Below are 12,042 nucleotides of genomic sequence, written 5' to 3' on the forward strand. Positions count from 1 at the left end.
ACAAGAAGCGCAACGTCGTCGAGCGGGCGATCAATCGCCTCAAGAACCACCGGGCCGTGGCCACCCGCTACGACAAACGCGCCTACGTCTACCTCGGGACCATCACCGTCGCAGCCCTGGCCATCTGGCTCCGCACATGATCCGAGAAACAGAACCTAGTACTCCAGTTGCAGTTCGCTATTCCTGCTGGTCAGGAGCACGCTCGTGAGCGTGCTTGGCTGATGTGCCGTCAGGTGGCGGGAGTTCGTGACTTCGGGTGCGGGGGCGGCAGTGGCAGCGGCGGGCGGTGGCCTGGTGACGGCGGCGCCAGTGGGGCCAGTTCAGGGCAGCCGGGCTGCAGCCCAGTCGTAGACGTCGCCGCCGGTTTAACGGATGACGTGTTCCAGTCTGGTTCTCGTTGGTGCCGGGTGCGGCTAGAAGGTTGTCGGGCGGCGTGCCGTGGAAGAATGCCGCGTCCGGGCCGACGAGGACGACGGCGCCGCGCCGGGCGGGCTCGGCGCTGTAGTCGCAGTGGATGTCCCGCAGGCGCGCGACGAGCGGCCCGGTCGGCAGGGTCGGGGTAGGCCAGTGATGTTCTTCGTGCGAGGGCGTGGGCATAACGGTCAACTCACCCCTCGGACACACTGTTTGCAGATGTCGGCGCCCGTGTCTCGCTCAGGCGAGGGACGGCGTTTGTGTCGTTACAGGTACCTGCGCCGGTCAGCGGGTTGGCTGTGCCCGCACCGCGGCGTTTCGGATTGCTGACGGTGAAATTCCTCTCACTCAACGCAACGCGGCGCACCCCCGGTATCACCGCTGCCGACGGGTTTCCCCACGCAAGAAATTGCGTGGGGGCAGTCGGGAGAAGCTGCCGCCCCGGAGCCTTGCTCATTCGACGATTTGGTGAAGGACCTCGCCAGGAGGTCGAAGCGTTCGAAGGGCACGTTCATGAGCGCAGCCAGGGTCAAGGTCCGGACCGGAACGGGCAGCTTCACGGAGGACTGCCCGGAGGCCCGGACGGGCCCCAGGGGGCCGACGGTGCTTCTGTCGCTGCACGCGCTTCGTGAGCGGCCCGCCGCAGCCCCGGCCCGCCCGCCCGCCGCCTCGCCCGAGTCCGTGACGCCGCCCGTCGAGTCTGCCACGCGGCCCGTCGGGTCCGCGGCGACGCCCGCCGAGCGCAAGGCACTCACCCACACCTATGCCACCTGTTACGCCCGGGCCGGCAAGCAGGAGAAGACCCTCATCCTCGACAAGGTGTGTGCGGCGACCGGCTGGCACCGCAGCCACGCCCGCAACGCACTTCTGAACGCCGAACGTCCCGGGCCCGGCAAGCCGGCGAAGCGCAGGAAGTACGACGCGGAGGTCATCGCCGCACTGACCCTGTGCTGGGCCATCCTCGACCGGCCGGCGGGCAAGCGGTTAGCGCCGGTACTTCCCGAACTGGTGCCGGTGCTGCGCCACCACAACGAGTTATCCCTCGACGACCAGTCCGCCGAGCTGCTCATGTCCATGTCGGCGGCGACGATCAGTCGCCGTCTCGCCCCGTACCGGCAGTCCTCCGGAACCGCCCCGCGACTGCGGCCCGGTTCCCGGCCGCGCGGCGAACATCCCCTCGTCACCTGGACGGAGTGGGACCACGGCCGCCCCGGGTTCTTCGAGATCGCCGTCGTCCGCCACGACGGCGGTACGGCGGGCGGCAGTTGCCTGCTGACCGTGGCTGCTACGGACATCGCCACCGGCTGGACCGAGATCCGGACGGCCCGGGGCGCCGGCCAGCTCCCCCTCGCCCTGGACGGGGTCGCGCGGAACCTGCCGTTCCCGGTGCTCGGGCTCGACTGCGGAAGTCACGGCGCCGAGATCGACCAGGCCCTGCTTCGCTGGTGCCGGCGGCGCCGGGTGACCTTCACGCATGCCCGCCCGGTCGGCCGGGGCAGTAACCACGTCGGCCAGCAGAGCTGGCGGATGCTGCACGACCTCGCGGGCGGGTACCGCTACGAATCCGCCGGTGAACAGGCCCTCCTCAACGGGATCTGGGCCGCGCTCTCCCGGCTGGCGAACTACTTCTACCCGCAGCAGCGTGCGCTCTCCGGCGGTGGGCAGGGCGGCTGCCGCAAGGAGTTCGAGACGACGACCGCGTACCGCCGCACCGAACGCCACAGCGGCGTGACCGCGGAGGACCGGGCGATCCTCGCCGACGTCTATCCGTGCCTCAATCCGGCCGAACTGCACCGGCACGTGCGGCGTCTGGCGAACCGGCTGCACCTCATCGCCCAGAGCCGGGCAGCGTTGATGCGCTGCCGCACGTTCAGTCCCGGCCCCGCCTGATGGCGGCCTCACCCACGGCTCGCCCCCGCGGCGATGCCGGAGCGGCGAGCCGTCCAGCGGCCCGCCGCGTGCCCGGTCAGAGCCGGGTGTCCGACGCGCGGTCGACGACCCCCTGGTAGTCGCTTGTGATCGTCTCCAGCCTGGCGGCCATCTCGTTGACGGAGGTTTCGGCCAGGGACCGTTCGGAGTGGTCCATGCTGCGGTTGGCCTCGACGATCGCGTTGGTGGCCGGGAGCCGGACCTTCTCGTACCGCTGGAGCGCGGCCGGGACGTCGTCGCCGGCGTCGGCGAGTTCGGCCGCCAGGGCGACGCCGTCGAGAATGGCCTGGGTGCCGCCGTTCGCTCCGATCGGGTACATCGGGTGGGCGGCATCGCCGAGGAGGGTGACCCGGTTCTCGCCCCAGGAGGCCAACGGGTCGCGGTCGGCCATCACATGGTGCATGAGCTGCTGGCTCGACTCCAACGTCGCCCGGATGTCGAGCCAGCCGAAGTCCCAGTGGGCGAAGTGCGGCAGCAGGTCCTCAAGCCTGCCGGGGCTGAGCTGCACATCGCCCTGCCAGTCCCGGTCCGCGGCCAGGCACACCCAGTTCAGAAGCACCTTGCCGCGCTCGGCGTACGGCCGTGAACACGGGTACGCCACCATCCGGTTGGTCCGGTCGTCGGAGGCGATGATCATCGTCCTGCCGTCGATGAACTCGGGGATCTCGCTCAGGCCACGCCACATCCGTACGGGGGTCCGGCGCAGCGGAGACCCGCCGGGGTGGAGCTGTGCGCGGATGACCGAGTGCATTCCGTCCCCGGCGATCAGCGCATCGGCCTCGACGCTGGATTCGCCTGCGGAGTACGAGCTGACGTGGACGCGTACCCCGTCGGCCTCCTGCTCGAAGCCGCGCACCCTGGTCCCGGTACGGACGGCGTCAGCTCCGAGGCGTGCGCGCACCGCGTCGAGGAGCATCATCTGCAGGTCGCCGCGGTGGATCGAGTACTGCGGAAAGCCGTGGCCCGCGGCGGTGCCGCGCGGCTCGGTCCACACGGTTGCGCCCGTGGCGTCCACGTAGCGGTGCTCGCGGGTGGCGATGCCGGTGGCCGCCAGTTCCTCGCCAAGACCGAGGGCGGTCAGCTCGCCGATCGCCGCGGGCTGGATATTGATTCCGACACCGAGTGGCCGTATCTCCGGCGCCTCCTCCAGCAAGGTGACGCCCAGGCCGCGGGCGTGCAGAGCCAGCGCGGCGGCCAGTCCTCCGATCCCGGCCCCGGCGATGACGATGCCCGGCGAAGCTGTTCCGGTCATGACGGCTGCCACCTCTCTCTGCGGATGAGCGTCTGTGAAGGGAGTCCTGCGGGGGAGGAAGTCAGGGATCGCTGAGTGTTCACCGTCCGATGAGGACGAAGACCGCCAGCACCACCGTGACCCAGCCCATCAGTGCGGCGTGGTAGGGACCGATGAGCGACTTTTTGTGCAGCGCCTCGATCGCCGCTTCGAGCGTGTTGTCGCGTACGTCCCGGATGACGGTGAACAGGAAACGCTGGCTCAGCAGCCAGGCGGCGATCCAGGGGACGAACGCCCAGGAGAACCCGAAGGTCACGTACACCGAGCCGATGAGCAGCGGGGCGCCCACGAGCAGCATCGTGGACTGGACGTACATCGTCTTGGTGAGTCCCCAGGCGACGGTGTACGTCCTGATTCCGAACTGTTCGTCTTCGAGGTAGTCCTCGGCGTGGCTGGTGACGAAGAGGGACACCAGCGTCAGCGCGAAACCCGCGAGGGCCACGACGCTGCCCCACTCCACGCCGTGGTCGGAGGAGCGCAGGACGAACAAGCCGGGCAGGAAGACGAGGCTGAGCTGCAGGGTGGGGAGCTGCCAGGCGCCGGCGCCCTTCAGCTTCAGCGGGGGGACCGAGTACTGGAAGCCGAGGAGCCCGACGAAGGCGGCCAGCGGCAGGAGGTCCCAGTGCCCGGTCCGGACGGCGAGGAAGGCCGCCAGCCCGCAGTTGACGGCCGTCGATACGGCGATGTGGACGACGACCCGCGAGACGCCCAGGCCGTAGATGGCCTCGGACTGCCGGGACTTGTACAGCTCGTCCTGCTCACGGTCGGCCAGGGCATTGGTCATGTTCCCGATCTGCATGCCGGCGACCGAGAAGAGCACGCCCAGCAGCGAGTTGAGCGAGAAGAGCGCTGCCCAGCTATGCGCGCCCAGCAGAGCTGGTGCGAAGGCGACGGTGAGGATGACCGGCATGAATTCGAATCGCCGGATGACACATGCGTACCGTACGCGCGTGGCCAGCGGAGGACGTCGACCGGACACGTCGTGGGAGTCGGTGAGCAGGGCGTCGAGCTGTGCCCTCAGCGGTGGAGCGTCGGCTTTCGGCATGGATCTGTTTCTCTCGTCTTGTTGTGTGGTGTGTCACCGGAGGGCTGGGGCCGGGAAACCCGGCCGGCTCACGGCCGCCCGCCTTCAGGGTGCGGTCAGCGGGGCCTCACCATCGAGTGTGAAGCCCTGGTAGTCCGCGGCGACGATCTCCCGCAGCTTCTCCCGGTACGCGGCGATGCCGCCGAAATAGAAGAGCGTGCGCCGCTTCTTTCCGGGGATGTTCGAGCCGAATATCCAGGAATCCGTCTGCGCGAACAGGCTGTGCTCAGCCATCTCCCGGCACATGGCGGTCCACTCCTTCTCCGCGGCGGCGGTGGCCTCGACCGTGCCGGCTCCGCGCCCCCGGGCGGCGCCGATGGTCTCCGCGATCCACTCGACCTGGGTCTGGAGGGCGGGCGGCAGATTGGAGAAGACGCTGTTGGGGCCGAAGACCGTGAAGAGGTTCGGGAATCCGTTCACGGCCATCCCGAGGTAGCTGCTCGGCTCCTCGCCCCAGTACTCCTTGAGCGTCACGCCGCCCCGGCCCCGGATATCGATCCGGTTGTAGCTCCCCTGCATGGCCTCGTAACCCGTCGCGTAGACGAGCACGTCCAGCTCGTGTTCGGTGCCGTCCTCGGTCACCACACCGGCCGGGGTGATCCGGACGATCGGGTTCTCCTTGGTGGCGACCAGCGTGACATTGTCGCGGTTGTAGGTCTGGTAGTAATCGGTGTTGCAGATCGGCCGCTTCGCGTAGAGATCGGTGGGCAGGAGCTTGCGCGCGGTTTCCGGGTCGCGCACGATCTCCTTTATCTTCGACCTGATGAACGAGGCGGCGGCGTCGTTCGACTCCGGATTGAATGCGATATCACCAAAAGTGCCGAACATGAAATGGAACCCGTTGCCCGCATCCCAGCTCTCCTGGAACCTGCGTTCGCGTTCCTCCGCGGAGACGCTCATCGCGGAGACCTCGCTCTCCTGGAAACCGCAGGCGACACGGGAGTTGAAGGCCCGCTCCCAGAACTGCTTGTGGTTCTGCCGGTAGTCCTCGATGAACTCGTCGCTGAGCGGCCCGTCGCCGGCCGGGACGACGTACTGCGCGGAGCGCTGGAAGACCGTGAGGTGTTCGGCCATCGTGGCGGCGGCGCCGATGAACTGGGTTCCGGTCGAGCCGGTACCGATGACCCCGACCTTCTTGCCGGTGATGTCGAGGTCCTCCGGCCAGGCGCCGGTGTGCGCCTGCGCGCCCGTGAAACTGTCCCGTCCCTCAAGGGCGGGGAAGTTCGCGGTCGACAGCGGCCCGAGCGCGCCGACGACGTAACGGGCGGTGAACTCCTCGCCGCTGTCGGTCCGTACCGTCCACAGACCGGAGGTCTCGTCGAACGCCAGCGACTCGACGGTGGTGCCGAGCCGGATGTCCTTGCGCAGGCCGTACCGGTCGACCACGTGCTCCAGATAGGCCAGGATCTCCGGCTGGGTGGCGTAGCGGGTCTTCCAGTTCCACTCCCGCAGCAGGTCGCTGTCGAAGGAGTAGCGGTACGCGATGCTGTCGACGTCGGCGGCGGCGCCCGGATAGCGGTTCCAGTGCCAGGTGCCCCCGATACCGTTCCCCCGCTCAAAGGCCCGCACGTTCAGGCCGAGTGTGTTGCGGAGCTTGTGCAGCGCGTAGATACCGGCGAATCCGGCGCCTATGACGATCGAGTCGAGGTGGGTCGGTGTCTTGGGTCCTGAATCGTTCACGTAAATTCTCCCCCCGTAGATTTACGAATGATGGAACACTCAACCGCAGATCCGGCTCACTGCTGCAGCTCATGGAAAGAAGCCGAGTTACGATGGTGCAAGCTGCAATGTGTGCACGTTCAGTCACGGATAGCCGGTTGAGGTGCCGACAACTTAGCGATGCAATCCAGCGGTCGCAACCGTCTGTTGCCTCATGAAGATCCGCGCTTTGCTGCGGCGGCCAGACTTCCGCTCTTCCAGGGATATGCGGGCAGCTTTCGCAGACTGTGCAACTTTCCGGACGATAGTGTTCCGATCTTCGTCGCGGGCTGCGCCGGTGTGCGCTCGCTTGATTGCCGACCCATCGCGGCCCGCCGGAGTGGCGCCGGGGGAGCCTGCCCGCCGGTGCGGCGCGGCAGCGCGCCGGGCGCGAAGCGGACCGGAGAGGATTCGTGCTCGTCCGGCATTGACGTGGACACGCTTCGAGCCTACTTTCCGTCCGGAAAGCCGGTCATCGTTCGATATCGCGAACAACCTGCCTCGGTAAGGAGCCCCATGTCCCTACCGCCATCCGTCCCCTCCGTTCCACACCCGAGTCGCCGGCGTCTGCTCGGCTCCGCCGCGGGGCTTGCCGGGCTCGCCGCGCTCACCGGCGCGGGCGCGGCCGGCACGGCGAGCTGTGCCGCGCCCTCCTCCGCGGCGCCCGGCAAGACCCCGCTGCGCTACTGGCACCTGTTCGGCGGCGGTGACGGCGTCACCATGCAGGCGATGCTCCACGCGTTCGAAGCCGAGCACCCCGGCATCGGGCTGGACGCGGCCCAACTGGAGTGGGGGGCGCCGTACTACACCAAGCTCGGCATGGCCGGAGCCGGGGGCCGGGCGCCCGAGGTGGCGGTGCTGCACCTGACGCGGCTGCCGGGCTTCGGCCCCGGGAAGCTGCTGGACGCGTTCGACCTCGATCTGCTCGCCGAGCACGGGGTACGCCCCGCGGACTTTCCCGCGGAGATCTGGGACCGCGGCACCATCGGCGGCGAGCAGTACGCCGTTCCGCTCGACACCCACCCCCTCGTGCTCTACTACCAGACCGAGATCTGCGAGCAGGCGGGGCTGCTGGGGCCGGACGGGCGGATCAAGACCCTGGAAGGCGTCGGGGAGTTCACCGACGCGCTGCGCGCGATCCGCCGGGTGACCGGCAAGCCGCCGCTGGTCATGGAGACCACCGGCCTGGATGCGGCGGGCCCGGCCCGGGTCTTCGCCACCTTCTACGCGCAGACCGGCGGCACCCTGCTGGACGACACCGGCACCCGCCTCACCCTCGACGAGGACAAGGCCCTGCGCGTGCTGGAGTTCATGCGCATGCTCACCCACGAAGGACTCGCCGTCCGCGTCGCCGACTACCAGGGCAGCGTCGGGATCTTCAACGCGGGCGAGACGGGCCTGGCGTTCAACGGCGACTGGGAGGTCAGCACGTATCTGGAGACCGGGCTGCCGTTCTCCATGGCCCCGGTGCCGAACCTCCTCGGCCGCCCCGCCGCTCAGGCCGACTGCCACTCCTTCGTCCTGCCGCACCAGGAGGACCGCGGCGGCGCGAGCAACCGCGCCGCCCACCGGTTCGTCGCCTGGATGCTCACGCACTCGGCCGACTGGGCCAGCGGCGGGCACATACCCGCGTACACCCCCACGCTCAGCAAGCCCGCTTACCTGAAGCTGGAGCCGCAGTCCGAGTACCGCCACGTGATCGACCACGTCGCACTCGACCCGCCCGCCTGGTTCGCGGGTTCCGCCTCTCTCATGTGGCTGGAGCTGGGGCACATCTTCTCCGGAGTGTTCACGGGATCCCGTACGCCCCGGAGCGCCCTGGAAGAGGCGACGGAGGGCCTGAAGAAGCTGCTGGACACGCCCAGTCCGCTCGGCGACGTGCCCACCCCGGGAGGTGAGCAGGCATGACCGTACCCACGCGGACCGCGACGGACACCACCGCCGCGCACGAGGCGCCCGGCGCCCCCGCACCCGTGCCCGGCGGCACCGCCATCCGGCACAGCCGGTTCGAGCACGGGCTGATGTTCGTCGCACCCTTCCTCGCCGTCTACGCCCTCTTCCTGGTCTGGCCCGTGGTGCTCGGCATCAAGATGAGCCTGACCAGCGACAACATCACCGGCAGCGGCGGCGAGTACGTCGGGTTCGACAACTACACCGAGGCGCTCTCCGACCCCGACATGTGGGAGGCGCTGTGGCAGACCGTCTGGTTCACCCTCCTGTCCACGGTGCCGCTGGTGCTGCTCGGACTGGTGATGGCGCTGCTCGCGCACGGCCTGCGGTTCGTGGACTGGCTCTGGCGGCTGAGCTGGTTCGCGCCCTACCTGCTGCCGTCCGGCGTCGTCGGGCTCCTGTGGCTGTGGATCATCTATCCCGCCGACTTCGGCCTCGCCGACCAGGTGCTCGCCGAGTTCGGCCTGCACCCGGGCATCGGCTGGCTCACCGACCCGCAGCACGCGATGCTCTCCATCGTGCTCACCACCATCTGGTGGACCGTGGGCTTCAACTTCCTGCTCTACCTGGCCGCGTTGCAGTCCATCCCGCAGCACCTCTACGAGGCGGCCGAGCTGGACGGCGCGAGCGCCTGGCAGCGCCTGTGGCACATCACCCTGCCGCTCCTGCGGCGCACCACGGGCGTGGTGGTGATCCTGCAGTTGCTGGCCTCGCTCAAGGTCTTCGACCAGGTCTACATCATGACCCAGGGCGGTCCTGACGGCGCCACGAAGACCACCCTGCTGTACGTCTTCGAGGAGGGCTTCACCGGCTACCGGATCGGCTACGCCTCCGCCGCCTCGTACATCTTCTTCGCCCTCATCGTCATCGTCTCCCTCATCCACCTGCACCTCGCCCGCAGGACACGCCAGGAGAGCACCTCATGAGCGCAGCGGCCGACACCTCCCGCCCGGACCCGGTCCCCACCACCGCGCCCACCCCGGCCGGCGGCACCGGCGGCGGCCGGCGCCCGCGCTGGACCCGGGGCCGCATCGCCATGCTGCTGGCCGCACTCGTCCTCGCCGCCGCCTGGGTGCTGCCGCTCGCCTACGCCCTGGCCACCTCGCTCAAGCCGATGGGAGAGGAGGTCGAGACCCCGCTCACCTGGATCGGCTCCAGCATCACCCTCGACGCGTACGACAAGGTGTGGGCGGCCGGGGACATCCCCCGCTGGATGCTCAACACCCTCTACATCTCGGCGATGACCACCCTGCTGACCGTGCTGCTGTGCGCCATGGCGGCGTACGGGTTCGCGCGCACCGAATTCCGCGGCCGGAAGGCGCTCTACGCGGTCGTACTCGCCGGCATCATGGTGCCGCCGCAGGTGCTGATGGCACCGCTCTTCGCGGAGATGGCGGCGCTCGGCCTGGTGGACACCTACTGGGGCGTGATCCTGCCGCAGGTGGCCGTGCCCGCGATGGTGTTCATCCTGGTGAAGTTCTTCGAAGGAGTGCCGCGCGAGCTGGAGGAGGCGGCCTTCTGCGACGGCGCCGGCCGCTGGCGGGTGTTCTTCACGATCGTGCTGCCGCTGTCCCGGCCCATTCTCGCCGCGGTCTCGATCTTCGTCTTCATCCATACGTGGAACAACTTCCTCTGGCCCTTCCTGGTCACCACCGACCCGAACGGCATGACGCTGCCGGTGGGTCTCGTCAACATCCAGTCCAGCTACGGCGTCCGCTACTCCCAGGTGATGGCCTCCCTGGTGCTGGCCGGACTGCCGCTGCTGGTGGTCTTCGCCGTCTTCCAGCGCCAGATCGTCCGCGGCATCGCGCACACCGGCCTGGCGGGGAAGTGACAGCCGTGCCGCGCACCGAGCCGGACAGCCGCAGAGAGGAACCCATGAGCGCCACCGCACGCGTCACCCTCGATCCCGCCTTCACCGCGGGCGAGGCCGGCCCGCGGCTGTTCGGGTCCTTCGTCGAGCACCTCGGCCGGTGTGTCTACACGGGCATCTACGAGCCGGGCCACCCCGCCGCCGACCCGGCCGGGCTGCGCACCGACGTCCTGGCCCTCATCCGCGAGCTGGGGGTGACCGCCGTCCGCTACCCCGGCGGCAACTTCGTCTCCGGCTACAAGTGGGAGGACGGCGTCGGGCCTCCGCAGGACCGGCCGCGCCGCCTCGACCTGGCCTGGCAGACCACGGAGAGCAACCAGTTCGGGCTCCGCGAGTACGCCGGTTTCCTCCGCAAGACGGGCTGCGAACCGGTGCTGGCCCTCAACCTCGGCACCAGGGGCGTCGCCGAGGCCATCGAGCTCCAGGAGTACGCCAACCACCCCCGCGGCACCGCGTTGGCGGACCTCCGTATCGCGCACGGGAGCAGGGAGCCGTACGGCATCCGGCTGTGGTGCCTGGGCAACGAGATGGACGGACCGTGGCAGACGGGCCACAAGACCGCCGCGGAGTACGGGCGGCTGGCCGCCGAGACCGCGCGGGCGATGCGCCAGATCGACCCGGGCGTGGAGCTGGTCGCGTGCGGCAGCTCGAACCAGGCGATGCCGGCCTTCGCCGAGTGGGAGAGGACGGTCCTCACGGAGTGCTACGACCTGGTCGACTACATCTCCCTGCACGCCTACTACGAGGAAGTGGACGGCGACCGCGGCTCCTTCCTGGCCTCGGCCGTGGACATGGAGTCCTTCATCGACAACGTGGTCGCCACCTGCGACCACGTACGGGCCCGGCTGAAGGCGAAGAAGCGGATCAACCTCTCCTTCGACGAGTGGAACGTCTGGTACCAGCGGCGCTTCCACGCCGAGTCCGAGCAGCACCCGCCGGACTGGGCCGAGGCCCCGCGGCTGCTGGAGGACAACTACACCGTCACCGACGCCGTCGTCGTCGGCTCGCTGCTGATCGCGCTGCTGCGGCACGCGGACCGGGTGAAGCTGGCCTGCCTCGCCCAACTCGTCAACGTCATCGCACCGATCATGACGGAGCCGGGCGGCACGGCCTGGCGGCAGACCACGTTCCACCCCTTCGCCCAGGCGGCGCGGTACGGCCGCGGCACGGTCCTCGACGTACGCGCCGACTCGCCGTCATACGGCACCGCGCGATACGGCGAAGTCCCGCTGCTGCACGCCACGGCGGTACGGGACGAGGCGAGCGGCGCCGTCACGGTCTTCGCGGTCAACCGCTCACAGCACGCCGGGCTCCCGGTGGAGATCGCCGTACGCGGGACGGGCGTGACCGCCGTCGCCGAGCACAGCGTGCTGTCCGACCCCGACCCCGAGGCCCGCAACACCGCGGCCGACCCCGACCGGGTCACCCCGCACGGAGCGAAGGGCACGGCGCTGTCGGCCGGGGTCCTGCGGGCCGTGCTGGAGCCCATGTCCTGGAACGTCATCCGCCTAATGGGACTTGCCGGGTCGGTGAGACTCGGTGCCGTAGCCGCCAGCAGGTGAGCACTTTCTTCGCCGGAAGCATCCGACTTCTGTGGTCAGACCGTGCCCCTGCTGGTCGGCCGGGAGGCCAGACCGTTGATGGGGTGGCGTGCCTGCCCCATGGGGCGTGAGCACTGGATCCATTAGGCCGCGTGCCGCGCCTTCCGCAGGCTGCAGAGGAAGCGAAGTTCCTGACCAGGAGGACGAGTTGCTGCTGATCGGCGATGACTGGGCCGAAGACCACCATGACGTCGAGGTCCAG

Annotated in this window: 8 protein-coding genes and 1 pseudogene; 6 read left to right on the plus strand and 3 right to left on the minus strand. The window is 69.2% G+C overall.

What is annotated here, in order from left to right; all coding sequences use genetic code 11:
- Together B124_RS36175 and B124_RS36180 are read left to right on the plus strand one after the other, a co-directional pair.
- Nucleotides 1–140, plus strand: a pseudogene (locus tag B124_RS36175) (IS5/IS1182 family transposase); the annotation flags it as partial.
- A gap of 787 nt (nt 141–927) precedes the next feature.
- The gene (locus tag B124_RS36180) at nt 928–2,304 is read left to right on the plus strand and encodes a hypothetical protein (protein WP_496507264.1); all 1,377 of its coding nucleotides are present in this window, start codon (nt 928–930) and stop codon (nt 2,302–2,304) included.
- Nucleotides 2,305–2,380: 76 nt separating this feature from the next.
- On the opposite strand, the gene B124_RS36185 is transcribed toward B124_RS36180, so the two are convergent.
- The 3 genes from B124_RS36185 to B124_RS36195 form a co-directional block, all read right to left on the minus strand.
- Nucleotides 2,381–3,595 carry an FAD-dependent monooxygenase gene (locus B124_RS36185; RefSeq protein ID WP_496507265.1) on the minus strand — a complete coding sequence of 405 codons (1,215 nt, stop codon included), beginning with the start codon at nt 3,593–3,595 and terminating at the stop codon, nt 2,381–2,383.
- Between the two features lie 79 nt (nt 3,596–3,674).
- Nucleotides 3,675–4,679, minus strand: a complete 1,005-nt coding sequence (locus tag B124_RS36190) for a UbiA family prenyltransferase (protein ID WP_496507266.1) — start codon at nt 4,677–4,679, stop codon at nt 3,675–3,677.
- A gap of 84 nt (nt 4,680–4,763) precedes the next feature.
- Complete coding sequence (locus B124_RS36195; RefSeq protein ID WP_496507267.1) at nt 4,764–6,398, minus strand: flavin-containing monooxygenase; 1,635 nt, start codon at nt 6,396–6,398, stop codon at nt 4,764–4,766.
- A 585-nt stretch (nt 6,399–6,983) separates the two neighbouring features.
- On the opposite strand from B124_RS36195, the gene B124_RS36200 reads away from it, so the two are divergent.
- From B124_RS36200 to arfA, 4 genes are read left to right on the plus strand one after another with little or no spacing between them, the layout of a single operon-like run.
- Complete coding sequence (locus B124_RS36200) at nt 6,984–8,324, plus strand: extracellular solute-binding protein (RefSeq protein WP_496507271.1); 1,341 nt, start codon at nt 6,984–6,986, stop codon at nt 8,322–8,324.
- Nucleotides 8,321–9,292 carry a carbohydrate ABC transporter permease gene (locus B124_RS36205; protein ID WP_496507268.1) on the plus strand — a complete coding sequence of 324 codons (972 nt, stop codon included), beginning with the start codon at nt 8,321–8,323 and terminating at the stop codon, nt 9,290–9,292. The genes B124_RS36200 and B124_RS36205 overlap by 4 nt, the downstream gene beginning before the upstream one ends.
- Nucleotides 9,289–10,200, plus strand: coding sequence for a carbohydrate ABC transporter permease (locus tag B124_RS36210; protein ID WP_496507269.1), 912 nt, complete (start codon nt 9,289–9,291; stop codon nt 10,198–10,200). Before B124_RS36205 ends, B124_RS36210 begins: the two co-directional genes overlap by 4 nt.
- 44 nt (nt 10,201–10,244) lie before the next feature.
- The gene (arfA, locus tag B124_RS36215; RefSeq protein ID WP_496507270.1) at nt 10,245–11,801 is read left to right on the plus strand and encodes an arabinosylfuranosidase ArfA; all 1,557 of its coding nucleotides are present in this window, start codon (nt 10,245–10,247) and stop codon (nt 11,799–11,801) included.
- The last annotated feature ends 241 nt before the right edge of the window (nt 11,802–12,042 follow it).

It is taken from the genome of Streptomyces sp. CNP082, assembly GCF_059570535.1.